This is a genomic window from Pseudomonas sp. LPH60 (genome assembly GCF_030718165.1).
GTDB classification, from domain to species: domain Bacteria; phylum Pseudomonadota; class Gammaproteobacteria; order Pseudomonadales; family Pseudomonadaceae; genus Aquipseudomonas; species Aquipseudomonas danubii.
Genome location: NZ_JAVAJH010000001.1, coordinates 403,724 through 429,095 on the forward strand (window position 1 = coordinate 403,724; position 25,372 = coordinate 429,095).

General features: G+C 61.7%; 21 protein-coding genes. 11 read left to right on the forward strand and 10 right to left on the reverse strand.

The genetic code is table 11. The features are described from left to right. The first annotated feature begins 92 nt into the window (after positions 1–92). Complete coding sequence (locus tag Q8O96_RS01915) at positions 93–800, forward strand: TetR/AcrR family transcriptional regulator (RefSeq protein ID WP_016967101.1); 708 nt, start codon at positions 93–95, stop codon at positions 798–800. 199 nt (positions 801–999) lie between these two features. Next, entirely contained in the window at positions 1,000–1,998 is a 999-nt protein-coding gene (gene nagZ / locus Q8O96_RS01920) for a beta-N-acetylhexosaminidase (protein WP_305948509.1), read from the forward strand. Positions 1,999–2,049: 51 nt separating this feature from the next. Here the strand turns inward: nagZ and Q8O96_RS01925 are convergent, their stop codons facing one another. From Q8O96_RS01925 to mfd, 3 genes are read right to left on the reverse strand one after another with little or no spacing between them, the layout of a single operon-like run. After that, on the reverse strand, positions 2,050–4,740 hold the full coding sequence (locus Q8O96_RS01925; protein WP_305948263.1) for a DEAD/DEAH box helicase: 2,691 nt from the start codon (positions 4,738–4,740) through the stop codon (positions 2,050–2,052). 11 nt (positions 4,741–4,751) lie between these two features. Further along, positions 4,752–5,318 (reverse strand): CsiV family protein, encoded by a 567-nt coding sequence (locus Q8O96_RS01930; protein ID WP_250329366.1) that lies wholly within the window; start codon positions 5,316–5,318, stop codon positions 4,752–4,754. Between the two features lie 10 nt (positions 5,319–5,328). Next, a complete protein-coding gene (mfd, locus tag Q8O96_RS01935) occupies positions 5,329–8,778 on the reverse strand; it encodes a transcription-repair coupling factor (protein WP_305948264.1) in 3,450 nt (1,149 codons plus the stop codon). Between the two features lie 354 nt (positions 8,779–9,132). Here mfd and Q8O96_RS01940 point away from each other — a divergent pair, with 354 nt between their 5' ends. Continuing rightward, positions 9,133–10,596: a glyceraldehyde-3-phosphate dehydrogenase gene (locus tag Q8O96_RS01940; protein ID WP_102863767.1), complete on the forward strand. Its 1,464-nt coding sequence runs from the start codon at positions 9,133–9,135 to the stop codon at positions 10,594–10,596. A gap of 110 nt (positions 10,597–10,706) precedes the next feature. On the opposite strand, the gene Q8O96_RS01945 is transcribed toward Q8O96_RS01940, so the two are convergent. Next, on the reverse strand, positions 10,707–11,999 hold the full coding sequence (locus tag Q8O96_RS01945) for an MFS transporter (protein WP_305948265.1): 1,293 nt from the start codon (positions 11,997–11,999) through the stop codon (positions 10,707–10,709). A gap of 322 nt (positions 12,000–12,321) precedes the next feature. On the opposite strand from Q8O96_RS01945, the gene Q8O96_RS01950 reads away from it, so the two are divergent. Next, positions 12,322–13,299, forward strand: a complete 978-nt coding sequence (locus Q8O96_RS01950; RefSeq protein ID WP_305948266.1) for an FAD:protein FMN transferase — start codon at positions 12,322–12,324, stop codon at positions 13,297–13,299. A gap of 201 nt (positions 13,300–13,500) precedes the next feature. Further along, a complete protein-coding gene (sthA, locus tag Q8O96_RS01955; protein ID WP_016967736.1) occupies positions 13,501–14,895 on the forward strand; it encodes a Si-specific NAD(P)(+) transhydrogenase in 1,395 nt (464 codons plus the stop codon). A 42-nt stretch (positions 14,896–14,937) separates the two neighbouring features. Here sthA and Q8O96_RS01960 read toward each other — a convergent pair whose 3' ends face one another. After that, positions 14,938–15,660, reverse strand: coding sequence for a glycerophosphodiester phosphodiesterase family protein (locus tag Q8O96_RS01960; protein WP_016967735.1), 723 nt, complete (start codon positions 15,658–15,660; stop codon positions 14,938–14,940). Between the two features lie 50 nt (positions 15,661–15,710). Continuing rightward, positions 15,711–16,298, reverse strand: a complete 588-nt coding sequence (locus Q8O96_RS01965; protein WP_102863764.1) for a PilZ domain-containing protein — start codon at positions 16,296–16,298, stop codon at positions 15,711–15,713. A gap of 94 nt (positions 16,299–16,392) precedes the next feature. Here Q8O96_RS01965 and Q8O96_RS01970 point away from each other — a divergent pair, with 94 nt between their 5' ends. The 3 genes from Q8O96_RS01970 to Q8O96_RS01980 all read left to right on the forward strand — a co-directional run bounded on the left by Q8O96_RS01970 (position 16,393) and on the right by Q8O96_RS01980 (position 19,650). Further along, on the forward strand, positions 16,393–17,643 hold the full coding sequence (locus Q8O96_RS01970; RefSeq protein ID WP_305948267.1) for a lipoprotein-releasing ABC transporter permease subunit: 1,251 nt from the start codon (positions 16,393–16,395) through the stop codon (positions 17,641–17,643). Between the two features lie 7 nt (positions 17,644–17,650). Further along, the gene (gene lolD, locus Q8O96_RS01975; protein WP_162884123.1) at positions 17,651–18,334 is read left to right on the forward strand and encodes a lipoprotein-releasing ABC transporter ATP-binding protein LolD; all 684 of its coding nucleotides are present in this window, start codon (positions 17,651–17,653) and stop codon (positions 18,332–18,334) included. 71 nt (positions 18,335–18,405) lie between these two features. Beyond that, a complete protein-coding gene (locus tag Q8O96_RS01980; protein WP_102863761.1) occupies positions 18,406–19,650 on the forward strand; it encodes a lipoprotein-releasing ABC transporter permease subunit in 1,245 nt (414 codons plus the stop codon). Between the two features lie 70 nt (positions 19,651–19,720). Here the strand turns inward: Q8O96_RS01980 and Q8O96_RS01985 are convergent, their stop codons facing one another. After that, positions 19,721–21,082: a heavy metal sensor histidine kinase gene (locus Q8O96_RS01985; RefSeq protein WP_102863760.1), complete on the reverse strand. Its 1,362-nt coding sequence runs from the start codon at positions 21,080–21,082 to the stop codon at positions 19,721–19,723. Continuing rightward, positions 21,082–21,762, reverse strand: coding sequence for a heavy metal response regulator transcription factor (locus Q8O96_RS01990; protein WP_102863759.1), 681 nt, complete (start codon positions 21,760–21,762; stop codon positions 21,082–21,084). The genes Q8O96_RS01985 and Q8O96_RS01990 overlap by 1 nt, the downstream gene beginning before the upstream one ends. Before the next feature lie 157 nt (positions 21,763–21,919). On the opposite strand from Q8O96_RS01990, the gene Q8O96_RS01995 reads away from it, so the two are divergent. After that, a complete protein-coding gene (locus Q8O96_RS01995; RefSeq protein ID WP_250329369.1) occupies positions 21,920–22,471 on the forward strand; it encodes a plastocyanin/azurin family copper-binding protein in 552 nt (183 codons plus the stop codon). Positions 22,472–22,539: 68 nt separating this feature from the next. Continuing rightward, positions 22,540–23,370: an NADPH-dependent 7-cyano-7-deazaguanine reductase QueF gene (gene queF, locus Q8O96_RS02000; RefSeq protein WP_102863757.1), complete on the forward strand. Its 831-nt coding sequence runs from the start codon at positions 22,540–22,542 to the stop codon at positions 23,368–23,370. Between the two features lie 60 nt (positions 23,371–23,430). Here queF and Q8O96_RS02005 read toward each other — a convergent pair whose 3' ends face one another. Both Q8O96_RS02005 and Q8O96_RS02010 read right to left on the reverse strand, forming a co-directional pair. Continuing rightward, complete coding sequence (locus tag Q8O96_RS02005) at positions 23,431–23,694, reverse strand: DUF4404 family protein (RefSeq protein WP_102863756.1); 264 nt, start codon at positions 23,692–23,694, stop codon at positions 23,431–23,433. A 122-nt stretch (positions 23,695–23,816) separates the two neighbouring features. After that, positions 23,817–24,437: a phosphatase gene (locus Q8O96_RS02010; protein WP_102863755.1), complete on the reverse strand. Its 621-nt coding sequence runs from the start codon at positions 24,435–24,437 to the stop codon at positions 23,817–23,819. Between the two features lie 204 nt (positions 24,438–24,641). On the opposite strand from Q8O96_RS02010, the gene Q8O96_RS02015 reads away from it, so the two are divergent. Continuing rightward, on the forward strand, positions 24,642–25,328 hold the full coding sequence (locus Q8O96_RS02015; RefSeq protein WP_102863754.1) for a VacJ family lipoprotein: 687 nt from the start codon (positions 24,642–24,644) through the stop codon (positions 25,326–25,328). Positions 25,329–25,372 lie beyond the last annotated feature (44 nt).

Below are 25,372 nucleotides of genomic sequence, written 5' to 3' on the forward strand. Positions count from 1 at the left end.
CGCGCCGTATGGCCTCTGCAGAGGCCGGCAGGCTTGACATTGCAGAGCCTGAAACGTATGTTTCAAACAAGTGTTTGTCAGGCGGAGTAGCCATGGCCCAGTCGGAAACCGTTGAACGCATTCTCGATGCTGCCGAGCAGTTGTTCGCGGAAAAAGGTTTTGCCGAAACCTCGTTGCGGCTGATCACCAGCAAGGCCGGGGTCAACCTGGCGGCAGTCAACTATCATTTCGGTTCCAAGAAGGCGTTGATCCAGGCAGTGTTCTCGCGCTTCCTTGGACCTTTCTGCATCAGTCTTGATCGCGAGCTGGAGCGGCGGCAGTCAAAACCGGACAGCAAGCCGAGTCTTGAGGAACTGTTGGAAATCCTCGTCGAACAGGCGCTGGTGGTGCAGCCTCGTAGTGGTAACGATCTGTCGATCTTCATGCGTCTGCTGGGACTGGCCTTTAGTCAGAGCCAGGGCCATTTGCGGCGTTATCTGGAAGACATGTATGGCAAGGTATTCCGCCGTTATATGTTGCTGGTTAACGAAGCGGCGCCGCGTATTCCCCCCATCGAGTTGTTTTGGCGTGTGCACTTCATGCTGGGTGCTGCGGCCTTCAGCATGTCTGGTATCAAGGCGCTGCGTGCCATTGCCGAGACCGATTTCGGGGTCAATACCTCCATCGAGCAGGTGATGCGGCTGATGGTGCCGTTCCTCGCCGCCGGCATGCGTGCCGAAACCGGGGTCACGGACGAAGCCATGGCTAGCGCTCAGCTCAAGCCGCGTAGCAAGTCGGCCCCGGCAGTCGCCAAGGCTTGACCTCACGGGTGGGCGCGACAGCTTACATCCGCTAAGCTAGCCGCCCATGCCGATTCCCGTTTTTACCCCTGTGCTTTCCTCTCGTCGATGTCGATCGGCTCGGCTGTGTCCCTCGCGGATACGGCCTTGTCTGCGTCGCCAGGAAGCCATCGCTGATGGCGCGCGTATTTGTGATTAAGGAAATTTTATGACCGTTGGCCTGCAAGGCTCCTTGATGGTGGACGTCGCCGGTACTTGGCTGACGGCTGAAGATCGCCAACTCCTGCGCCAGCCGCAAGTGGGTGGATTGATCATCTTTGCTCGCAATATCGAGCATCCGCGCCAGGTGCGTGAGCTCTGTGCGGCGATCCGCGCCATCCGTCCTGATCTGCTATTGGCGGTGGATCAGGAAGGTGGCCGGGTACAGCGGCTACGCCAGGGCTTTGTTCGTCTGCCGGCCATGCGCGCCCTCGCGGATAACCCGAATGCCGAATACCTGGCTGAACAGTGTGGCTGGATAATGGCCACCGAAGTGCTGGCTGTGGGCCTTGATCTGAGTTTTGCTCCGGTCCTGGACCTTGATCATCAGCGCAGTGCGGTAGTGGGCAGTCGGGCTTTCGAGGGGGATGCGGAGCGCGCGGCGTTGTTGGCCGGTGCCTTTATCCGCGGCATGAACAGCGCCGGGATGGCGGCCACGGGCAAGCATTTCCCCGGGCATGGCTGGGCCGAGGCCGATTCCCATGTGGCGATTCCCAACGACGAGCGCAGCCTGGATGAGATTCGTGCCAAGGACCTGCTGCCATTTGCGCGCCTGAGCAAGCAACTGGCGGCAGTGATGCCGGCTCATGTGATCTACCCGCAAGTCGACCCCCAGCCGGCTGGTTTCTCTCGGCGCTGGTTGCAGGACATCCTGCGCGGCGAGCTGCAATTTGACGGGGTGATCTTCAGTGATGACTTGTCCATGGCCGGCGCTCACGTGGTGGGGGATGCCGCGAGCCGGATCGAAGCCGCTCTTGGTGCCGGTTGTGACATGGGCCTGGTGTGCAATGACCGTGCTGCGGCCGAGCTGGCATTGAGCGCGGCGCAGCGCCTGAAAGTGCAGCCGTCGCCGCGCATTGCACGGATGCGTGGTCAGGCGTTTGCCAGTGTCGAGTACAAGCAGGACCCTCGCTGGCTCAAGGCCCTGGAGGCGTTGAGGGCTGCTCAGCTGATTGACTGAGGACGCCGGACTAATGGGCACCAGGAGCAAGTCCCGGGTGCCCATATCGGGTCAGCGGCCGGCTTTGTTGTCTGGCAGCGGGGCGAACAGGGCTTCGATGTCTTCGCTCTGCAGTTTCCAGTCGCCGGCCTTGCGTCCGTCCAGTACGCCTGCCGCCAGGTCCGACTTCTCCTGTTGCAGGAGCTGGATCTTCTCCTCCACGGTGCCCCGGGCAATGAGCTTGTAGACGAACACCGGCTTTTCCTGGCCGATGCGGTAGGCGCGGTCGGTAGCCTGGCTCTCGGTCGCCGGGTTCCACCACGGATCGTAGTGGATCACGGTGTCGGCCTCGGTCAGATTCAGGCCCACGCCGCCCGCTTTGAGGCTGATCAAAAAGATCTGCAGCTTGCCGCTCTGGAAATCCCGCACCGGCGTGCGCCGATCCCGGGTCTGGCCGGTGAGCAGGGCGTAGGCGATTTTGCGTCGTTTGAGCTCGGCTTCGATCAGGCTCAGCATCGAGGTGAACTGCGAAAACAGCAGAATGCGCCGGCCTTCTTCGAACAACTCCTCAAGCATCTCCATCAGGCTGTCGAGTTTGCCCGACGAGCTGCCCCGTGCCGGGGGCGAGTCGTTGACCAGGCGCAGGTCGCAGCACACCTGGCGCAGCTTGAGCAGCGCTTCGAGGATGATGATCTGGCTGCGCGCCACGCCCTTGCGGGTGATCTCGTCGCGGACTTTCTTGTCCATGGCCAGGCGCATGGTTTCGTAGACATCACGTTGCGCCTCGTTGAGCTCGACCCAATGGATGATCTCGGTCTTGGGCGGCAGCTCGGTGGCCACCTGCTCCTTGGTGCGGCGCAGCAGGAAGGGTTTGATCCGGCCGTTGAGGTGCTGCAGGCGCACTTCGCTGGCGTGCTTTTCGATCGGCACCCGGTAGTCGCGGTTGAAGCTCCTGGCATCGCCAAGCCAGCCCGGCAACAGGAAGTGGAACAGCGACCAGAGTTCTCCAAGATGGTTTTCCAGGGGCGTGCCAGACAGGCACAGGCGCTGCCGGGCGTTGAGTTCGCGTGCGGCTTGGGCGGCCTTGCTCGACGGGTTCTTGATGTACTGCGCCTCGTCGAGGATCAGTACGTGCAAGGGCTGCGCGGCCAGCAGTTCAACATCCTTGGGCAGCAGTGCATAGGTGGTCAGCAGCAGGTCGTAGTCGGCCAGTTGCGCGAAGTGTTTCTTGCGTCCCGCGCCATACAGCGCCAGAACCTTGAGTTGCGGGGTGAAGTGCGCCGCTTCGTCCAGCCAGTTGGGAATCAGGCTGGTGGGCATGACCACCATGCAAGGGCGGTCCAGGCGGCCGGCGTTTTTCTCGCTGAGGATATGGGCCAGGGTCTGCAGGGTTTTGCCCAGGCCCATGTCATCGGCGAGGATGCCGCCCACTTCCAGCTGGCGCAGGGACTGCATCCAGCTCAAGCCTTCCTGTTGATAGGGGCGCAGGGTGGCATTCAACCCTTCTGGCACCGGCGCCGAGTAGTCCTTGATGTCGCGCAGGCGCTGGGCAAAGGTGCGGATATGCTCGCCACCCTCCCAGAGCAGCGGCAGGTCCTGCAGTGGGTTCAGGCGTGTGGCATCGGCACTGCTCAGGCGCAGGGCGGTTTCCCCGGGCTCATGCAGATAGAACTCACCCAGGGTTGCCAGCACCGGTTTCAGGCGGCCGTAGGGCAGTGCCACTTGCAGCGGGCCGTGCAAGGAATTGGGTCGGTTGGGAATGTTCACCAGGATCAACTCATCGTCACGGCGCCTGGCCAGGCGTTCCGGGTTGAGGAGTTCGGTGTGGGAGCGCATCAGGTTAAGTAGGATCGGCAGCAGGCTCAGGCGCTCGCCATTGACGATGATCCCCAGTTCCAGGTCGAACCAGTCGCGCCCTGGCGCTTCGTCGACGCTGGCGTACCAGTCGTCCACGGCTGTCAGGTCGAAGCCGAAGCCTTCGTCGATCTGCAGCTCCCAGCCCTGGTTGCGCAGCTTGGGCAGCTCATTGAGGGTGAAGGTCAGCCAGGCGCTGTCGTTGACCATCTCGAACAGCTCGCCGGCGCTTTCCGGTAACGCCTTGCTCTGCCGGGTGGCGATCTTGAAACCCAGGTTTCGCAGTTGCTCGCGCCAGCCTTGCTCACGCTCGGGGTGGCGCTTTATACGCAGGGTCTGATGCTCCTGGCGGATGATCACATCGGCATACTTCTGGCCGCTGACGTGTTCGCCCATGTAGTTGAATGACAGTGCGGCGCGGTGCTGAATATAGCGCTGCATCTTGCCGTTGCGTGGTTCGAAAGCGCTGAATTCGATGCTTGCCAGCCACAGGCGCGGCACGGGTTGCACATCCTCCAGCAAGTGCTGTGGCGGCGCGGCGGGGCGGCGGCTGTCGAGGACAGCGGAGAGTTTCTCCAGCAGCTCGGCATCCTTGGCGGCGGCGGGGAAGGCCAGGGTTTCTTCCACTTGCAACAGCACGGCGGCGATGTGTTTGCAGTTGCTGCGGACCGGGCAGGTGCAATGAGCGTCGATCAGCAGCAGGTTGCCCTTGCTCGATTCTCGCAGGCTGATGTTCTGCCGATAGACATTGCCACCGGAGCCTTCGCAACTGGCAGTGATAGCGCTGTCTGCGGCAGTCACGATGCGCACGCGTCTTTCCAGGGCGTAACGCCGGCCACGCTCCAAGGTTTGTTCCTTGAAGCGATTGACCCAGGACGGGGCCAGGGGTTTGGTCAGGGGCGGGGTCATAGGGACTTCGATCAGTCCGGTATTTCAGTTGGAGCAGGGCGCGGCGCCGGTGCGGTGAGCGAGGTGATCTTGATCAGCAGCGCCAGGTGGCCGTTGTCCAGGTAGTTGAGCTGACCGTTCTTGGTGTGGCTTTGCTGCTTCAGGCGTTCGCTGCGGGTGACCAGGCCATTGCTGTCGATCTGGTTGATCCAGAAGTCTGCGTCCACATCGGTGAAGCGCCCGAGCTTGAGGTTCAGGGTGCCCTCGATGGGGAACTGGCCGAATTGCTCCGGCCCGTCGCTGAGGGCCACCTTGACCGGGGTTTCCCCCAGGGTCTGCTGCCAGGCCTTGTGCAGCAGCACGCTGTAGTTGCCGCTGGCGTTGAGCTTCTCGACGATCCCGCCCAGGGACGGGGTGCGCTGGCTGTCCGGGCTCAGGTGTTGAGCGCCGGCGGCCCAGTCTTCCGGGGCAGCACGGCTGAGGATCTGCGGCTCGGCATTCTGCCGTACAAGGATCATTTCCACCTGGTACAGGTCGTCGGCAAACGCCATCGGCGCGATCAGAGTCAAGAGCAGGGACAGGGAGCGGAACAGGCGCATGGGGCGTCCTTCAAGCAGTTTTCGGGGTGAGGCGTTCAAACAGCGCCTCCAGTGTATTAAAGCGCTCTTCCGGGCGCTCCATCGGCACCATGAACTTGAACAGGGTTGCGCCTTCGAATTTGTAGCGTTTGGGCTGGCTCTGAATCAGTTTGATCAGTGCCAATGGGTCCACCGGCGTATCCGCGGCAAACTCGATGCGCCCGCCTTGCGGGCCGCCATCGACCTTCTTGATCCCCAGGGTTTCGGCCTGGAGTTTGAGCAGGGTCAGGCGGACCAGGTTCTTGGTCGGCTCCGGCAGCAGGCCGAAGCGGTCGATCATCTCCACTTGCAGGTCCTTCAAGCCGTCCTCGTCGGTCGCCGAGGCAATGCGCTTGTAGAGGATCAGGCGGGCGTGGACATCCGGCAGGTAGTCCTCGGGAATCAGTGCTGGCAGGCGCAGGTTGATTTCCGGGCCGCCGCCCAGGGGCTGGTCGAGGTTCGGCTGTTCGCCCTTGCGGATGGCCTTCACCGCGCGCTCGAGCATCTCCATATAAAGGGTGAAGCCCACAGCCTGGATCTGCCCGCTCTGGCCGTCGCCCAGCAGCTCGCCGGCGCCGCGAATCTCCAGGTCGTTGGTGGCCAGCACGAAACCGGCCCCCAGGTCCTGGGTATTGGCGATGGCTTCCAGGCGCTTTTCAGCGTCCGGGGTGATTTGCTGGCGCGGGGGTGTCAGCAGGTAGGCATAGGCCTGGTGGTGACTACGGCCGACCCGACCGCGCAACTGGTGCAACTGGGCCAGGCCGAACTTGTCGGCGCGCTCGATGATGATGGTGTTGGCGCTCGGCACGTCGATCCCGGTCTCGATGATGGTCGAGGCGATCAGCACGTTGAAGCGCTTGTGGTAGAAGTCGCTCATCACCTGTTCGAGTTCGCGTTCGCGCATCTGCCCATGGCCGATGCCGATCCGTGCTTCGGGCACCAGTTCGGCCAGGTCGGCGGCGCATTTCTCGATGGTTTTCACGTCGTTGTGCAGGTAGTACACCTGGCCGCCACGCAGCAGCTCACGCAGCAGGGCCTCTTTGACCGTGCTCTTGTTCTGCTCCATGACAAAGGTGCGCACCGACAGGCGTCGCGCCGGCGGCGTGGCGATGATCGACAAGTCGCGCATGCCCGAGACGGCCATGTTCAGGGTTCGCGGGATCGGCGTGGCGGTCAGGGTGAGGATGTCGACTTCGCTGCGCAGGGCCTTGAGCTGTTCCTTCTGGCGCACCCCGAAACGGTGTTCTTCGTCGATGATCACCAGCCCCAGGTTCTTGATCTTCACATCGTCCTGCAGCAGTTTGTGGGTGCCGATGACGATGTCGATCTTGCCTTCGGCCAGGTCCGCCACCGCGGCGTTCACTTCCTTGGCCGACTTGAAGCGGCTCATCACCTCCACGGTCACCGGCCAGTCGGCGAAGCGGTCGCGGAAGCTGTTGTAGTGCTGTTGGGCGAGCAGGGTGGTGGGCACCAGGATGGCCACTTGCTTGCCGCCGTGGACCGCAATGAAAGCGGCGCGCATGGCCACTTCGGTCTTGCCGAAGCCGACGTCGCCGCACACCAGGCGGTCCATCGGCTTGCCCGAGAGCATGTCCTCGCGCACCGCTTCGATGGTGCTCTGCTGGTCCGGGGTTTCCTCGAAGGGGAAGCCGGCGCTGAAGGTGGCGTAGTCGGCCTTCGGATCGGCGAAGGCGTAACCTTCCCGGGCGGCGCGCCGGGCATAGATGTCCAGCAGCTCGGCGGCCACATCGCGCACTTGCTCGGCGGCCTTGCGCTTGGCTTTCTGCCAGGCTTCGGAACCGAGGCGGTGCAACGGCGCCAGGGCGTCGTCGCTGCCGGTGTAGCGGGCGATCAGGTGCAGGTTGGCCACGGGCACATAGAGCTTGGCGCCCTCTGCGTATTCCAGGGTCAGGAACTCGGCGGCCTGGTTGTCGATCTCCAGGGTCGCCAGACCCAGGTAGCGGCCGACACCGTGGTCGATATGCACCACCGGCGCGCCTTCGCGCAGCTCGGTGAGGTTCTTGATCACTGCATCGTTATTGGCGTCGGCGCGTTTTTCCCGGCGCCGACGCTGCATCACCCGCTGGCCGAACAGTGGACTTTCCGCCACCAGGGCCAGGGCCGGGTCGTCCAACACCAGTCCCTCGTCCAGAGGGGCAATGGTGATCGCCAGGCGCTCCTTGCTGGCGACGAAATCCGGCCAGCTGTCGACGGTCTTCGGTCGCAGCTTGAGGCGTTCCAGCAGCTCCAGCAGCACTTCCCGGCGGCCGGCGGATTCGGCGGTGAACAACACCCGGCCGGGGAACTCGTCGAGGAAGCCCGAGAGCGCCGCCAGCGGCTGGTTGGCCTTGGCCTCGATGGCCAGGTTGGGCAATTCGTGGGCCGGGAAACGCTCGCGGCCGACGCCGGTTTCGATGTCCTGCTGGCTGGCCACCACCCGTGGCCAGTTTTTCAGGCGGGCGAAGCAGTCTTCCACCGGCAGGAACAGTTCCGCCGGAGGCAGGAGCGGGCGCGATGGATCGACGCGGCGCTCTTCATAGCGGTTGCGTACATCGTTCCAGAAGTTTTCCGCGGCCTGTTCGATGCCCGGCAGGGAGAACACTTGGGTGTCCTGGGGCAGGTAGTCGAACAGGGTCGAAGTATCTTCGAAGAATAGCGGCAGGTAGTACTCGATACCGGCCGGGGTAATCCCGCTGCTCAGGTCCTGGAAGATCGGGCAGCGGCGGAAGTCCACGTCGAAGCGCTCGCGAAAGCGCGCCTTGAAGCGAGTCACTGCTTCTTTCTGCAGAGGGAATTCCTTGGCCGGCAGCAGGCGCACCGAGTCGACCTTGTCGATGGAGCGCTGGTTCTCCGGATCGAAGGTGCGCAGGGTCTCGATTTCGTCGTCGAACAGGTCGATGCGGTAAGGCAACTTGCTGCCCATGGGGAACAGGTCGATCAAGGCGCCGCGCACGGTGAATTCGCCGTGCTCATAAACTGTATCGACGTAGCGGTAGCCGCTGGCCTCCAGGCGCGTGCGCATCTGTTCCACATCGAGCTTCTGGCCAACGTCCAGTACCAGGCTGCTGCCCAGCAGGAACTGGGTTGGCGCCAGGCGGTGCAGGGCGGTGGTGATGGGCACCACCAGTACGCCGTGCTCCAGCTCCGGCAGCCGGTAGAGGCTGGCGATGCGCTGGGAAATGATGTCCTGGTGCGGCGAGAACAGGTCGTAGGGCAGGGTTTCCCAATCGGGGAAATGCAGCACCGGCAGATCCGGTGCGAAGAAGCCCAGCTCCTGTTCCAGCCGGTCAGCGCTTTGGCTGTCGGCGGTCAGCAGGAGGGTAAAGCGCTTGGCGGCGCTGGCGGCTTCGGCGATGGCCAGGCTCAGGGCGGCACCGGGCAGGTTGCCCCAATGCTGTTTACCGGCGGCGGCAGGGAGTAGCGGTAGACGCAGGACGGGCACGGACGGTCAAGCTCCAAGCGTTGCGACGAAAGTCGGTAATTGTAACGGCCCCGGGTGGCCACTGTCAGTGGCTGATGCGTCTATTACGCCGGTCAGGGCAAATGTAGTGGCTATGACAACAAAATGTGCTTTTTTGGTGGAAATGTAGTGCCGAATTTGCTCGGTGTTACGGAGGGTTACATACAGGTTGCTTGGCTGTCCAAAAAATTGACGCGGCTGGAAGCCGCGGTTTTACTGGCCTCCAGCATAGTGGTGTTTTTTTGCAAGGGCTTTTTGTTACGTTCCGCACGACAGGCGCGCATTGCTACGAGAGGGACTCGGCGTCATAATGTAGCCCCTTTTTTCTGCCCCTACATGTGGAAGGTTCCCGTGACTCAGAAGCCCGACCAGTGTCTTGGTGAATGGATCGACCGTGAAGCACTCGCAGAAGCGATGATTCCGCTTATCGGTCAGCTCTACCGCAATAACAATGTGGTGAGCTCGATCTATGGCCGCAGCCTGATCAACCAGTCTGTCATCGCGATTCTCAAGGCTCATCGCTTTGCTCGCCATCGCTCCTCCGACGACAGCGAACTCTCCGTCCACGAAACATTCCCTCTGCTTAAAGCAATGAGCGAGCTCAAGCTCGGCGCAGCTTCGGTAGACCTGGGCAAGTTGGCGTTCAAATTCCGTAACGAAGGCAATGGCCGCAGCGCCGAGCAGTTCGTTCGCGAAGAAATGGCTGACGTGGTTGGCCAGCAAAACGCTTCGGCCCGCAAAGGCACTGACGTTGTCCTGTACGGCTTCGGTCGTATCGGCCGTCTGCTGGCGCGCATCCTGATCGAGAAAACCGGTGGTGGCGACGGCCTGCGTCTGCGCGCCATCGTGGTGCGCAAAGGCGCCGAAAACGACCTGACCAAGCGCGCCAGCCTGCTGCGTCGCGATTCGGTACACGGTTCGTTCAACGGCACCATCACCATCGACGAAGAAAACAACACCATCACCGCCAACGGCAACCTGATCCAGGTGATCTACGCGAAGAACCCGACCGAGGTGGACTACACCCAGTACGGGATCAAGAATGCGCTGCTGGTGGACAACACCGGTGTATGGCGTGATGCCGACGGCCTGGGCCAGCACCTGACCTGCCCGGGTATCGACCGCGTGGTTCTGACCGCGCCTGGCAAAGGCAAGCTGAAGAACATCGTTCACGGTATCAACCACAACGAAATCACTGCTGACGACAAGATCGTGTCCGCCGCTTCCTGCACCACCAACGCCATCGTGCCGGTGCTCAAGGCGGTGAATGACAAGTTCGGCATCATCAACGGTCACGTTGAAACCGTTCACTCGTACACCAACGACCAGAACTTGATCGACAACTTCCACAAGGGCGATCGCCGTGGCCGTAGCGCCGCGCTGAACATGGTGATCACCGAGACGGGTGCTGCTACCGCTGCTGCCAAGGCCCTGCCTGAGCTGGCCGGCAAGCTGACCGGTAACGCGATCCGCGTTCCAACGCCAAACGTGTCGATGGCCATTCTCAACCTGAACCTTGAGAAAGCCGCCACCCGTGAAGAGATGAACGAGTACCTGCGCTACATGGCGCTGCACTCCGATCTGCATAAGCAAATCGACTTCGTCAATTCGCAGGAAGTGGTGTCCACCGACTTCGTGGGTTCGCGTCACGCCGGTGTTGTCGACGCTGAAGCGACCATCGTTCAGGACAACCGCGTTGTTCTGTACGTCTGGTACGACAACGAGTTCGGTTACAGCTGCCAGGTTGTGCGCGTGATGGAAGACATGGCGGGGGTCAACCCGCCAGCATTCCCACGCTAAGCGACTGCTGAAATGAAAACGCCCCGACTTGTCGGGGCGTTTTTGTTTGTGGCTTTCGCCTGCGAGGCCGGCGTCATTTGTAGGTGCCAACTTGTCCGCGCTGTTGGCTGTCAGGCGCTGCCAGCCGCCTGCGCTGTACGCAGTTCGTGGCGGTTGCCACGGAACAGCACCAGTGTCGCAATCAGCCCCAGCACCGCCGCGCCGCTGAGCCAGATGCCCGGTGCCGCCTGGTTGCCCAGAACGTGGATCAGGTAGGTGCAGGCCGCCGGGGTAAAGCCGCCGAAGGTTGCGGTTGCCAGGCTGTAGGCCAGCGAGAAGCCGGTGGTGCGCACTTCCACCGGCATGATTTCAGTCAGGGCCACCACCATCGCGCCGTTGTACGAGCCATAGAGGAAGGACAGCCACAGCTCGACGATCAGCAGGTGGCTGAAGCTGGGGTTGGCCACCAGCCAGGACAGCGCCGGGTAAGCGGTGAAGATGGCCAGGATGGTGGCGCCCAGCAGCAGCGGTTTACGACCGATGCGGTCCGACAGCGAGCCCATGACTGGCAGCCAGAAGAAGTTCGACAGGCCGATGCACACAGTCACCAGCAGGGCGTCGAAGTCCGACAGGTGCAGCTCGGCCTTGCCAAAGGTCGGGGTGTAGGCGGTGATCAGGTAGAAGGACACGGTGGTCATCACCACCAAGGCCATGCCGGCAATGACGACTCCGAAGTTCTGACTGATGGAGCGGATGACTTCCTGCAGGGTGGGGCGATGTTTGCGGGCCTGGAACTCGGGTGTTTCCTCGAGAGAACGGCGGATCATGAAGATTGCCGGAACAATCATGCAGCCCACCAGGAACGGCGCGCGCCAGCCCCAGTCACCCATTTGTTGGGGGCTCAGCCAGTGGTTCAGACCCACCCCCAGCAAGCCGGCAAACACCACGGCCGCCTGTTGGCTTGCCGATTGCCAGCTGACGAAGAAGCCCTTGCGACCCGGTGTCGAGATCTCGGCCAGGTACACCGACACGCCACCCAGTTCCACGCCAGCGGAAAAGCCCTGCAGCAAGCGACCCAGCAGCACCAGCAGTGGAGCGGCGACGCCGAGAGTGGCGTAGCCCGGCACGCAGGCAATCAGCACAGTGCCCGCGGCCATCAGTACCAGGGTAATGATCAGGCCCTGGCGGCGGCCGTGACGGTCGATGTAGGCGCCGAGGAAGATCGCTCCCAGTGGACGCATCAGGAAGCCGGCGCCGAAAGTGGCCAGGGACAGCATCAATGAAGCGAAAGCGCTGTCGGCCGGAAAGAAGGTCTTGGCGATTGCCGTGGCGTAGAAGCCATAGACCATGAAGTCGAACATCTCGAGAAAGTTGCCGCTGACAACGCGAAAGATCGCCTTGCCGTTGCCCGTGGTCGTGGACATTTTTTCACTCACTTTGGCTGTTTTGTTAGCAATCCCTGGTCAGTACTCGTCCTCACTGCAAAGGTGGGGCGCGAGGCAGCACGCTGAACAGTTTTGTAACAATATGTGTGCTGGTGGCGTCAGGCAACAAAAACTCTTGGGTGCTGCGCGATGGCTCTGGGTCGAGCTTCTGGTGCCGGCCAGGCTGGCAGGTCTGGCGCGCATGCCGCATCCGCCTGTCGCATAATGGCCATTTGCGCTGTCAGCTCGCCCTCTGGGGCAATTGATCTGGAGGGGAATCGTGTCGGGAGGGCGATGGTGGTGGAACGCATTGTGGGGTGCGATGGCGCTGTTGGCGGGCTGCGGTGGCGATCGCCTGCACAGCGTCTCCGGGCCGACCATGGGCAGCACCTACTCCGTTCAGTACGTGCAGCGCCCCGGCGTGCCGGATGAGTCGCGGGTCAAGGCCGAGGTCGAGCAAATCCTGGCCGAGGTTGATCGGCAGATGTCCACCTACCGCAGTGACTCGGATATCGAGCGTTTCAACGCCTTGCCCGGCAACAGCTGCCAACCGATGCCTGAGTCGGTGTTGCACTTGGTGCGAGTTGGCGAGCAGCTGTCCCGGGACAGTGGCGGCGCCTTTGATCTGACGGTGGAGCCGCTGCTCGACCTCTGGGGCTTTGGGCCTCAGGGGCGAGAAGAAAAAATTCCCAGTGCGTCAGCCCTGGCCGAGGCTCGGCAGCGGGTCGGACATGGGCACTTGCATATCGAAGGCCTGGAGCTGTGCAAGGATGCGCCGGTGGAGGTGGACTTCAACAGCCTTGCCGCCGGTTACGCAGTGGATCGCATCGCCGCGCGGCTTGCGCAGTTGGGGATCGACAGTTTTCTCGCCGAAGTCACTGGCGAGCTCAAGGCCGTGGGCCGCAAACCGGACGGCGCGCCCTGGCGTATCGCCCTGGAGGAGCCGCGGGACGACCAGCAGGTGGCCCAGCGGGTGATCGCACTGGACGGCTATGGTGTATCCACGTCTGGCGACTACCGTAATTACTTCGAGCAGGACGGCCAGCGCTATTCCCATACCTTCGATGCCAGGCTCGGCAAGCCCATCACTCACAGGCTGGCGTCGGTGACCGTGATTCATCCTTCGGCACTCATGGCCGATGGCCTCTCTACGCTGTTACTGATTCTTGGTCCCGAAGCAGGCTGGGACTACGCACAAAAACACCGTATCGGCGCATTTTTTGTGATGCGTGCCGATAAAGGCTTCGTCACACGTAGCAACCCGGCGTTCGATGCGCTGTTGGCCGGACCAAAACAATAACCAGGCACGCTGTTGTGAATGCTGTAGTGCAGGCAAAAGTAGCCTACGACGCGACCAAGGGTTAATGTGCGCGGCGTTGACGCTTCTATAGACTGTGCCCGGGTTCGTAACCGAGCCAAATTGATCCTTCATGCCGCTGGCCGCGGCATGATTTAGCCGGAGATGCCAGAAGGGCATCTCGGCCTGTTCTGAGGAGTACGCATGGCTGTCTACAACTACGACGTAGTGGTGCTGGGCTCGGGCCCCGCTGGAGAAGGTGCGGCAATGAACGCCGCGAAAGCAGGACGCAAAGTGGCGATGGTCGATAGCCGTCGCCAGGTCGGCGGCAACTGCACCCACCTGGGTACCATTCCGTCCAAGGCCCTGCGTCACTCGGTCCGGCAGATCATGCAGTTCAACACCAATCCGATGTTCCGGGCCATTGGCGAGCCGCGCTGGTTCTCCTTCCCGGACGTGCTCAAGAGCGCCGAGAAGGTCATCTCCAAGCAAGTGGCTTCGCGCACCGGCTACTACGCCCGCAATCGGGTCGACGTGTTCTTCGGCACTGGCAGCTTCGCCGACGAGCAGACCGTGGAAGTGGTTTGCGCCAATGGCGTGGTGGAAAAACTGGTAGCCAAGCACATCATCATCGCCACCGGTTCGCGTCCTTATCGCCCGGCGGACATCGATTTCAGTCACCCGCGTATCTACGATAGCGACACCATCCTCAGCCTTGGCCACACCCCGCGCAAACTCATCGTTTACGGCGCCGGGGTCATTGGTTGTGAATACGCCTCGATCTTCAGTGGTCTTGGGGTGTTGGTGGAACTGGTGGACAACCGCGGCCAGTTGCTCAGCTTCCTGGACTCGGAGATTTCCCAGGCCCTGAGCTACCACTTCAGCAACAACAACATCACCGTGCGCCACAACGAGGAATACGACCGCGTTGAAGGTGTGGACAACGGGGTGATCCTGCACTTGAAATCCGGCAAGAAGATCAAGGCCGACGCCTTGCTCTGGTGCAACGGCCGGACCGGCAACACCGACAAGCTGGGCATGGAGAATATCGGGGTCAAGGTCAACAGCCGCGGCCAGATCGAAGTCGACGAGAACTACCGCACCTGTGTGCCGAACATCTACGGTGCCGGTGACGTGATCGGCTGGCCAAGCCTGGCCAGTGCCGCCCATGACCAGGGACGCTCGGCCGCCGGCAGCATCGTCGACAATGGCAGCTGGCGCTTCGTCAACGATGTACCGACCGGGATCTACACCATTCCGGAGATCAGCTCGATCGGCAAGAACGAGCAGGAGCTGACCCAGGCCAAGGTGCCTTACGAAGTGGGCAAGGCGTTCTTCAAGGGCATGGCCCGTGCGCAGATCGCCGGCGAGCCGCAAGGCATGCTGAAGATCCTGTTCCATCGGGAAACCCTGGAGGTCCTCGGCGTGCATTGCTTCGGTTACCAGGCTTCGGAAATCGTCCACATTGGTCAGGCGATCATGAGCCAGCCGGGTGAGCACAACACCCTGAAGTACTTCGTCAACACCACCTTCAACTACCCGACCATGGCCGAAGCCTATCGGGTAGCAGCGTACGACGGCCTCAACCGGCTTTTTTGAGCGGCTCCGGCCGGTGGCCTGAGCCGGCCGGGGAGACCGATTTCAGTAATTCTCGAGGGTGGCGCTGGCCAAACCGGGAAAGTCTGTAATCAGGCTATCTACGCCGAAGTCGGCGAGCCTGCGCATCAGCGCGGGCTCGTTGACCGTCCACACTGACACATGCAAGCCCTGACGCTGCGCCCTTTGCAGTCGCTCCGGGGTGCACAGGGTCCAGTTCAGCGCAAGAATCTCGCAGCCATAGCTCTGGGCGACCTTCAAGGGGTCGAGCCAGGCGTATTCGGCTACCAGTCCGCGAGACAGGTCCGGGGTCAGTTCGACCGCCGCTTTCAGCACTTCCCGCGAGCTTGAGGTCACGGTGACCTTGTCCAGCAGGCCGAAGCGTTGGGCCATTTCCCGAATCGCCAGCACTGTCGTAGCGGCGCGGGTGCGTGAGGCGCTCTTGACTTCCAGCTGCCAGTGCTCGAAGTCGCATTTCTCGAACAGCTCTTCCAGGCGCGGAATAGGGCAGGGGCTGACCCAGCCCGGGCCGCCTTTGCGTGCGTCGTAGGTCACCAGTTCGGCGGCGGAATGCTCCACCACCTTGCCGCGCCGGTCAGTGGTGCGCTTGAGGGTCGGGTCGTGAATCACCATCAGCTCGCCGTCCATGGACAGGTGCAGGTCGAGCTCGCAGCGGCGCACGCCGTGCTTGAGACATTCCTGAAAGCTGGTCAGGGTGTTTTCCGGTGCTTCGCCTTTAGCGCCGCGATGGCCATAGATCAGGGTCACAATTGCTCCTTCACGGATGTTGTTCCTTAAGAGGGGGTCAGGCTTGCGGCTCAACCAGCGGCGGGGTCTGTCTGGTCCCGGGCCATGCGGCGTTGCTGAGCCTGTTTTTGCAGGATGTAGCGCGCCAGCAGTTGGCGCTGGGCATCGGTCAATGCTTCGAATTCGGTGCCGATCTCGAAGGTGCCGAAGCTCTGTGGCTCACAGTGGATGACCCTGGCTCGCAGCAGCAGGCCCAGGGCTTGCGGCATCAACAGCAGTTTCACCGCCAAGTGGCTGCCGCTGGGATAGCTCAGATGGTGGTTGAACTCGATGCCGCCTTCGGAAAGGGTGACCCGCTGCGGCTCGCCGAACTTGCCGAACACGGTCTGCGCCACCACCTGGCTGAGCAGGTCGATGCGTTTGTTCATGGCCTTGAGGTAGCTGGCCAGGGTGCGATCGCGCTCGCTGACCTGGCGCAGCAGGTGCTGTGATTCGAATTCGCTCAGGTGCAGTTCGCTGAGCAGATTGAACAGCGGAGACTCATCCTGCAACACTTCCTTGCTCGCCGCGTCGTGGGCGGACAAGGGGCTAATTTCCAGTGCGATCGTGTCCTCGATACGGTAGTATTCGCGGCGATCTTCTTCATCTAATGTCGACATGGCGAACCCATGGTAGAGGCAGTGGTCTGAGTGTAAAGCTGCTTACCAGGCCCCGCCACAAGGACGTCTTCTTTTCCTCTGCACAAGCCCCGACATGTTCAGACCTCTGTTTGCTTTTATCGGCACGCGTTACACCCGTGCAAAGCGTCGCAATAATTTTGTGTCATTCATTTCCCTGACCTCGATGATCGGACTCGCCCTTGGCGTGATCGTGATGATCGTGGTGCTGTCGGTGATGAATGGCTTCGATCATGAAATGCGCACCCGCGTGCTGGGCATGGTGCCCCACGCCACCATCGAATCCGGTGAACCCATCAGTGACTGGCAAAGCCTGGCCGACAAGGTCAAGCAGAACCCGAAAGTGCTGGCGGTGGCGCCATTCACCCAGATGCAGGGCCTGCTGACCAACAACGGCCAGGTGCAGAAGGTGCTGCTCAACGCCATAGATCCTGGCAAAGAGCGGCAGGTGTCGATCATCGACCATTTCATGCAGCAGGGGCAGCTGGACGCGCTGGCGTCCGGTAGCTTCGGTATCGTCATCGGCGATAAGGCGGCCGCCAAGCTGGGTGTTGGCCTGGGGGACAAGCTGACCTTCGTTGCCCCGGAAGTCACGGTGACCCCGGCCGGCATGTTCCCGCGGATGAAGCGCTTTACCGTGGTGGGCATCTTTCATGTCGGCGCCGGCGAGATCGACGGCTACCTGGGCCTGACCAACCTGGAAGACCTGGGCCGCTTGCACCGCTGGAAGCCGGATCAGGTCCAGGGTCTGCGCCTGAAGTTCGACGACCTGTTCCAGGCCCCGCGCACCGCTTGGGAAATCGCTCAGCAGTTGGGCGAGAACCACTTCTACGCCCGTGACTGGACCCGTACTCACGGCAACCTGTACCAGGCCATCCGCATGGAAAAAGCCATGATCGGCCTGCTCTTGCTGCTGATCGTCGCGGTCGCTGCATTCAACATCATCTCGACCCTGGTGATGGTGGTGAACGACAAAAAGGGCGACATCGCTATTCTGCGCACCCTGGGCGCTACGCCGGGCACCATCATGGCGATCTTCATGGTCCAGGGCACGGTGATCGGTGTGGTCGGCACCTTGATCGGTGCGGTGCTGGGGATGCTCGCAGCCTTGAATGTCAGTGCTGCGATCTCCGCCCTTGAAGGTCTGATCGGCCATAAATTCCTGAATGCCGACGTGTATTTCATCGACTACCTGCCGTCGCAACTGATGGCCGAGGACGTGTTGATGGTCTGCGGCGCGGCATTGGTCCTGAGTTTCCTCGCCACCCTGTATCCAGCCTGGCGTGCGGCGCGCACCCAGCCTGCGGAGGCGCTACGTTATGAGTGAGTTGGGCATGAGTGAAAAAGCAATCCTGAGCTGCCGTGACCTGGGCAAGTCCTACGAGGAAGGTCCGGAATCGGTGGTGGTCCTGTCCGGCCTGCAACTGGAACTGCATCCGGGGGAGCGAGTGGCCATCGTCGGTACGTCGGGCTCCGGCAAGAGTACCTTGCTCAACTTGCTGGGCGGCCTGGATACGCCCTCCAAGGGCAGCGTCTGGCTGGCCGGCGAAGAACTCTCGGCACTGGGTGAGAAGGCTCGCGGTCAACTGCGCAATCGCGCCCTGGGCTTCGTCTACCAGTTCCACCACCTGCTGCCGGAGTTCACCGCACTGGAGAACGTCTGCATGCCGCTGCTGATCGGCCGTACACCGATTCCTGAAGCCCGTCAGCGTGCTACTGCGCTGCTGGAGCGGGTCGGCCTGGGTCATCGCCTGGAGCACAAGCCGGCCGAACTGTCCGGCGGTGAGCGTCAGCGGGTAGCCATCGCCCGGGCCCTGGTGAACCAGCCGGGGCTGGTGATGCTCGACGAGCCCACCGGCAACCTCGACTCGCACACGGCCCAGGGCATTCAGGACCTGATGCTGGAACTCAGCACTTCGATGCGTACCGCCTTCCTGGTGGTGACGCACGATATGAACCTGGCCCGGCAGATGGATCGTGTACTGCACCTGCAAGAAGGTCACCTGGTCGCCATCTGATGCGGCCGCACGCGGTGTCGGCGGCTGGCCCGTTGACACCGGGTCATTAATTTTTCCAGGGTGCCTTGCCCATGTTCAGACCTTTATCGATCTTTATCGGCACGCGCTACACCCGCGCCAAGCGGCGCAATCGTTTTGTCTCGTTCATTTCCATGACCTCGATGATCGGCCTCGCCCTGGGCGTATTGGCGATGATCGTGGTGCTGTCGGTGATGAACGGCTTCCAGCGGGAAATGAGCTCGCGCATCCTTGGTATGGTGCCCCACGCCACCATCGTCGGGGTCAAGCCCATTGATGACTGGCAGCCAGTGGCCGCAGCGGCCTTGAAGAACCCGGAAGTCACTGCGGCGGTGCCCTTCACCGAGATGGAGGGCATGCTCTCCTACAAGGGGGCGATGCAACCGATCCAGATCAGCGGTATCGACCCGGCCCAGGAGGGCAAGGTGTCCATCGTCGCCCAGCATATTGTCCAGGGCAGCCTGCAAGACCTGAAACCCGGCGAGTTCGGTGTGGTGATCGGTGAGATCACCGCTCGGCGTTTCCGCTTGAATGTAGGCGACAAGCTGACCCTGATCGTGCCTGAAGTGAGCACGGCCCCAGGGGGTATCACCCCGCGTATGCAGCGCCTGAACGTGGTGGGGGTGTTCAAGGTGGGCGCCGAGCTGGATGGCTCCATGGGCCTGATCCATATGGCCGACGCCGCAGAGATGCAGCGCTGGCAGCCCAATCAGGTGCAGAGCGTGCGCCTGGCGGTCAAGGATCTGTATGCCGCGCCACAGGTGGCGGTGGATATCGCCAAGGGGCTGGGTGCGGACTTCCGCGCCGATGACTGGACCCACACCCAGGGCAGCCTGTTCAGTGCAATGAAGATGGAAAAGACCATGATCGGCCTGTTGCTGCTGATGATCGTCGCGGTGGCGGCGTTCAACATCATCGCCACCCTGATCATGGTGGTGAACGACAAGGGCGCGGACATCGCAATCCTGCGCACCATCGGCGCCACGCCGCGGCAGATCATGGCGATCTTCATGGTCCAGGGCACGGTGATCGGGATTGTCGGCACCCTGATCGGCGGGGTGCTAGGGGTCATTGCGGCGTTGAACGTGAGCGAGCTGGTGGGCTGGCTGGAGCGGATCAGCGGTCAGCAGATTTTCAGTTCGGATGTGTACTTTGTCAGCAACCTGCCTTCCGAACTGCAGGGTGGGGATGTGGCGCTGATTTGTAGCGCTGGGTTCATCCTCAGCTTCCTGGCCACTGTGTATCCGGCCTGGCGCGCATCCAAGGTCGAGCCGGCTCACGCTTTGCGGTATTCCTGAGGTCCGCTCTCGCCGGCAAGCCGGCTCCTGCCTGATTGGTGAAGGAGCCGGCTTGCCGGTGAACAGGCTCTCAACGCTTGCTCGGCAACTCGATCACGAAGCGTGTCCAGCCCGCTTCCGATTCGCAACGTATCCGTCCGCCATGGGCGCGAATGATCGACTGCGTGATCGCCAGTCCCAATCCTGCATGTTCACTGCTGCCCTCGCGTCGCGCCGGATCTACCCGGTAGAAACGGTCGAACAACCGCGGCAGTACCTCCCTGGCGATACCCTCTCCGCTGTTTTCGATGCTCAGGTTCAAGCCCTGTAGGCTGTCGCTGATCCGTACCTGGACCGATCCTCCAGGAGGTGTGAAGCGCAGGGCATTGTCCAGCAGGTTGGACAATGCCCTGCGCAGCATGCTGCGATCACCGATAAAGCCGGCATGGCCTTCACGGCTCAGGCTGACGTTTGCGTCTTCCGCCAGGGGGCCATAGAACTCCAACAGCATGTCGGTTTCCTCGGCCAGCTCCAGTGCTTCGCATTTCGGGGTCAGCAGTCCATGGTCGGCCTTGGCCAGGTACAGCATGTCGTTGACCAGTTGCGCCATCCATTGCAGTTCCTCGAGGTTGCTGTGCAGGGCTTCGCGGTAGTCCTCGATCGCTCTCGGGCGGGTCAGGGTGACTTGGGTGTGGGTCAGCAGGTTCGACAGGGGCGTGCGCAACTCGTGGGCAATATCAGCGGAAAAGGCCGAAAGGCGTTGGAAGGATTCCTCAAGGCGGCCGAGCATGGCGTTGAAGCTGCTGGCCAGGTCGGCCAGTTCGACGGGCATCTGTTCCTGGGGCAGGCGCTGGGTCAGGGAACTGGCGGAGACTCCTGCGGCCACTGCGCTCATGCGTCGCAAGGGTCGCAGGCCGCTGCGGGCGGCCCAGGCACCAAGCAGGGCAGTGGCCAGGGCCGAGAGCCCTACTGTGAACCAGATCAGGTGCTGCATGCGCTGCAGAAAGTGCTGGTGATGGGTGATATTCAGCAGCAGGGCCAGCTGTGGCGAGTCGGGTTGACCTGGCTTGAGCGGCGCGGAGTAGATCCGGTAGGCCGCACTGTTCAGATTCAGGTTGTGCAGGCCGGCTTCGCTGGGCAAGGAGGCGGGTAGGGCAGGGGCACTGTCGAACCAGAGTCGGCCGTCACTGCCGATAATCCGCAGGGCCAGGTCCGGTTGATGGCTCAGCTCGTCCTGCAGCCGTGCCTGATGCCGGGCAAAATCTCGGGCCTCGGTCACATCCTGCAAGACGCTGCGCAGGGCGATCAGCTTGCTGTCCAGCAGTTGCTGGTCCAGTTCGATGAAGTGGGCTTCGCTGGCGCGACTGAACAGCACCCCTGCAAATAGCGAGACCACGGCGGTGCAGGCGGCGAACAGCAGCGCCAGGCGTGCGCTGAGTGACAGGCGGCGCATCAGGCCGGACGCTCTTCGAGCACATACCCCATGCCGCGTACGGTATGGATCAGCTTGTTCGGGTAATCGTCATCGATTTTCAGGCGCAGACGGCGGATTGCTACTTCGATGACGTTGGTGTCGCTGTCGAAGTTCATGTCCCAGACCTGGGAGGCGATCAGCGATTTGGGCAGGACTTCTCCCTGGCGTCGCAGGAGCATTTCCAGCAAGGCGAACTCCTTGGCGGTCAGATCAATGCGCTGGCCGCTGCGTTCTACCCGGCGGCGGATCAGGTCCAGTCGCAGGTCAGCCAGTTGCAGGCTGGTTTCCTGGGTCATCACGCTACCCCGGCGCAGCAGGCTGCGAACCCGTGCCAGCAGTTCGGAGAAGGCAAAGGGCTTGACCAGATAGTCGTCGGCTCCCAGTTCCAGGCCGTGGACTCGGTCCTCCACGGCGTCCCTGGCGGTGAGGAACAACACTGGGATGTCCAGGCCGGCGCTGCGTACGGCCTGGAGGATCTGCCAACCGTCGCGCCCCGGGAGCATCACGTCGAGAATCAACAGGGCGTAGTCACCGGTCAGCGCCAGGTGCTGGCCGGTATTGCCATCCGCTACCAGCTCGGCATTGAAGCCGGCTTCGCTCAAGCCTTGGCGCAGGTACTGGCCGGTTTTCGGCTGGTCTTCGACGATCAACAGTTTCATGGTGGTACTCGTGGCTTGTGTAACCCGGGCTTTATACCTTGCCGAGGGGCAGGGCAGATCAAGCTGACAAAGTTGTAATCTAGCCGTCAGCTGGCTGGCAGCGCTGGGCCGTTAGAGTTTGCCACATGCTCAATCCTGATCTTGTTGGAGCCTGATGATGAATCTGCAAAACCTGTTGTTGCGACGCCGCTCGGCCCTGGGAGGCTGTCTGATGCTGTTGAGCGTACCGCTCTGGGCTTCACCGGCGGCCTCTTATGACTTCGGCCAGCCGGCCGCGGCCGCCGAGGCCACTCGGGTGGTCGAGGTGGTGATGGGCGATATGTCGTTCAATCCCAAGGTCCTGGAGATCAAGGCCGGCGAGACTGTGCGTTTTGTGTTGATCAACAAGGGGCAACTGCTCCACGAATTCAACCTGGGTAACGCGGCGATGCATGCCGAGCACCAGCAGGAAATGCTCAAGATGCAGCAAAGCGGGATGCTCACGCCTACAGCCATGAAAACCATGGATCACGCAGCCATGGGCCACGGCTCCATGGCGGGCATGGATCACGGCATGCAGCATGACGATCCCAACAGTGTGCTGGTGGAGCCTGGCAAGCAGGCCGACCTGACCTGGACCTTCAGCAAAAGCGGCAGCCTGGAGTTCGCCTGCAATGTTCCCGGGCACTACCAGGCGGGCATGGTCGGCAAGCTCACCGTCAGCCCGTAAGCGTTCGGGGCTCAAAGGCGGGAGCAAAGGCTGGTAGAATCCGCTGATTCTTCAGTCAGGTTTCCGCCATGCATCCCGCAGCCGAACATTCGCCGCTGGGCAAGTCCAGTGAATACGTTTCCACTTACACGCCATCCCTGCTGTTCCCGATTCCCCGGGCAGCAAAATGGGCCGAGCTGGGCTTGAGTGCCGATACCCTGCCGTATAAGGGAGTGGATTTCTGGAACTGCTTCGAATTGTCCTGGCTGCTGCCTTCAGGCAAGCCGGTGGTGGCCATTGGTGAATTCAGTATTCCTGCAGATTCGCCGAACATCATCGAGTCCAAGTCTTTCAAGCTGTACCTCAACTCGTTGAACCAGACCCCCTTCGCTGATCGAGCGACGCTTGAGGCAACTTTGCGTCAGGATCTCTCGGCCGCCGCAGGCAAGCCCGTAGGGGTGCGTATTCGCAGCCTTGGGGAGGTCGAGGCGCAAGGTGTGGTGGCACTGCCAGGCATCTGCATCGACGAGCTGGATATCAGTGTCGACAGCTATGAGCATCCGCGACCTGAGCTGCTGCGTTGCGATGATTCGCAAGTGGTGGAGGAAAGCGTGCACAGCCACTTGCTCAAATCCAATTGCCCTGTGACCAGCCAGCCGGACTGGGGCAGTGTCGTGGTGGAGTACCGTGGCGCGGCGCTGGATCACGCCAGCCTGCTGGCCTATCTGGTGAGTTTCCGTCAGCACTCGGACTTCCATGAGCAATGCGTGGAGCGGATTTTCCTTGATCTGCAGCGGTTGCTCAAACCCGAGAAACTCACCGTCTATGCTCGCTATGTGCGTCGCGGCGGGCTGGATATCAATCCGTACCGCAGTACCGAAACCATGGAGTTCGCTAATCAGCGATTGGTTCGCCAGTAAGCAGAAGCCCCGCAAATGATGCGGGGCTTTGTTTTTATGGGGCGGTGTTATCGAGCGCTATCAGATACCGATGTTGCCCAGGGTCTGGACGATATTGCGCAGGGTTCCGGCGATGGCCGGATGTTCCAGTTCGAAGCGTTCCACTGCCAGGTTGACGCCGTCGGCGAGGCTGGCGTCGTGGGTGCTGGTCTCCAGCTTGAGTTGCAGTTCGATCTGCTGCATCAGTTCCTGCAGATTGGCGCGCTCGGCTTCCGAAAGCGGTGGGTTCTGCTCCAATTGCTCGCGCAGGGTATCGAGTTGTTCTTGCAGTTCGCGGGCAGGCATGGCGTTCTCCCTTTATTGATAGGCACAGGGATGGACCGCGCGTTTGAGGCAAAGGTCCATGCCCACGGCTTAGAGTAATCCACTCCCGGGCACTGTGCATGATCCTGATCAACAGGCTTATGTCAGGGTTTTTCACCTTTGAGCCGGCGCAGTTCGATGTCCGCCAGGCAGGTGTTCAGGTCTCCCAGGTGGTCGATGACCGAGTGCACCCCCAGGCCGAAGAGTTGCAGGGTGGCCTTGCCGCGCTTGAGTTCGCGCTCCTGCTGGCTCAGAGCCTGCCATTCACTAGGCGTAAGGCCGCACAGGGACCCGCAGGAGGCCAGACCTATGGTCCAGAGACCGGCGTTGAGCCCTGACTGCAGAAGTTGCGGTTCGCCGCTGACCAGTACACAACCCTCGAGGCGGGACACCTTGAGGGTCATCAGCGCCTGCCAGCAGGCGTCGGGAGCGGGCCAGGGAGCGGGGGCGGCTGGGGTGGGTTTGATCCAGTCGGGCAGGGCGGCGGCCAGGTGGCTGCTGCTGGCGCAGGGTAGTTGCTCAAGCCAGGCGCAGGGAATGCCCAGTTGTTGCAGATGACGCAAGGTGTCCAAAGCCCCTGGAGTGGTCCGGACCTGTTCCGGGCCAGGGTGCGTGGTGGTTTGCAGGCGCGTGCGCGCACCGAAATCCACCAGGCAGCCACTGAGGCCGAAGAGCACCGCGGTCAATGGCGCTGCAGTCTGGGCTAAGGCATCGGCGTGGGGCATATCAACGTCCTTGAAATTCTTCTCCAGGCTAGCCGGGGAAGATGACATGCAGGTGACAGTGAGGTGAATGCGAACAGGATTGATTGACTGATGCCTCCAGGCTGCTTGCAGTGATGCTGCCTAAACAGGCCTATCCGCTTTATACTCCTCGACCTAACCTCAGGGCATAGCCCCACGAGAGAACAATCCAAGGAGTTTCCTGCTATGCGCTGGAGCCGTTATCTAGTTCCGCTATGTATGAGTGCCGGTGTGACGCTGGCTCCCCTGGCCGCCCAGGCGGCCGAAGAGGACCCGTGGGAAAGCATCAACCGTCCCATCTTCACGTTCAACGACACCCTTGATACCTATGCCCTGAAGCCGTTGGCCCAAGGCTACCAGGCGGTGACGCCGCAGTTTCTGGAAGACGGTATCCACAACATGTTCCGCAACCTCGGTGACGTCGGCAACCTGGCCAACGACATCCTCCAGGCCAAGCCTCGTGCCGCCGGTGTGGATACTGCGCGCCTGCTGATGAACACCACGTTGGGGCTGGCGGGCTTCTTTGACGTCGGTACCCAGATGGGCCTGCAGCGCAATGACGAAGACTTTGGCCAGACCCTCGGCTATTGGGGCGTGGGCAGCGGTCCTTACGTGATGCTGCCGTTGCTGGGCCCTAGCACCCTGCGTGACGCGCCGGCCAAGTATGTGGACAGCTACACCTTGCCTTATCGCTACATGAACGACATCCCTGCGCGCAACATCACCATGGGCGTGAATGTGGTTGATACTCGTGCCAGCCTGCTGGCTGCGGACAAGCTGATTCGCGGTGATCGCTACACCTTTGTGCGCAATGCCTATCTGCAGAATCGTGAATTCAAGGTCAAGGATGGTCAGGTCGAAGACGACTTCTGATCGGGCGACTGTCTTGCAGAAACTGAAAAGGCGGCCATCAGGCC

Coding starts and splice junctions, on each gene's coding strand:
- Q8O96_RS01915 (WP_016967101.1), top strand. CDS start 93: ATGGCCCAGTCGGAAACCGTTGAACGCATTCTCGATGCTGCCGAGCAG.
- Q8O96_RS01925 (WP_305948263.1), bottom strand. CDS start 4,740: ATGACCCCGCCCCTGACCAAACCCCTGGCCCCGTCCTGGGTCAATCGC.
- Q8O96_RS01930 (WP_250329366.1), bottom strand. CDS start 5,318: ATGCGCCTGTTCCGCTCCCTGTCCCTGCTCTTGACTCTGATCGCGCCG.
- Q8O96_RS01940 (WP_102863767.1), top strand. CDS start 9,133: ATGTGGAAGGTTCCCGTGACTCAGAAGCCCGACCAGTGTCTTGGTGAA.
- Q8O96_RS01945 (WP_305948265.1), bottom strand. CDS start 11,999: ATGTCCACGACCACGGGCAACGGCAAGGCGATCTTTCGCGTTGTCAGC.
- Q8O96_RS01950 (WP_305948266.1), top strand. CDS start 12,322: ATGGCGCTGTTGGCGGGCTGCGGTGGCGATCGCCTGCACAGCGTCTCC.
- sthA (WP_016967736.1), top strand. CDS start 13,501: ATGGCTGTCTACAACTACGACGTAGTGGTGCTGGGCTCGGGCCCCGCT.
- Q8O96_RS01965 (WP_102863764.1), bottom strand. CDS start 16,298: ATGTCGACATTAGATGAAGAAGATCGCCGCGAATACTACCGTATCGAG.
- Q8O96_RS01970 (WP_305948267.1), top strand. CDS start 16,393: ATGTTCAGACCTCTGTTTGCTTTTATCGGCACGCGTTACACCCGTGCA.
- lolD (WP_162884123.1), top strand. CDS start 17,651: ATGAGTGAAAAAGCAATCCTGAGCTGCCGTGACCTGGGCAAGTCCTAC.
- Q8O96_RS01980 (WP_102863761.1), top strand. CDS start 18,406: ATGTTCAGACCTTTATCGATCTTTATCGGCACGCGCTACACCCGCGCC.
- Q8O96_RS01985 (WP_102863760.1), bottom strand. CDS start 21,082: ATGCGCCGCCTGTCACTCAGCGCACGCCTGGCGCTGCTGTTCGCCGCC.
- Q8O96_RS01990 (WP_102863759.1), bottom strand. CDS start 21,762: ATGAAACTGTTGATCGTCGAAGACCAGCCGAAAACCGGCCAGTACCTG.
- Q8O96_RS01995 (WP_250329369.1), top strand. CDS start 21,920: ATGAATCTGCAAAACCTGTTGTTGCGACGCCGCTCGGCCCTGGGAGGC.
- queF (WP_102863757.1), top strand. CDS start 22,540: ATGCATCCCGCAGCCGAACATTCGCCGCTGGGCAAGTCCAGTGAATAC.
- Q8O96_RS02005 (WP_102863756.1), bottom strand. CDS start 23,694: ATGCCTGCCCGCGAACTGCAAGAACAACTCGATACCCTGCGCGAGCAA.
- Q8O96_RS02010 (WP_102863755.1), bottom strand. CDS start 24,437: ATGCCCCACGCCGATGCCTTAGCCCAGACTGCAGCGCCATTGACCGCG.
- Q8O96_RS02015 (WP_102863754.1), top strand. CDS start 24,642: ATGCGCTGGAGCCGTTATCTAGTTCCGCTATGTATGAGTGCCGGTGTG.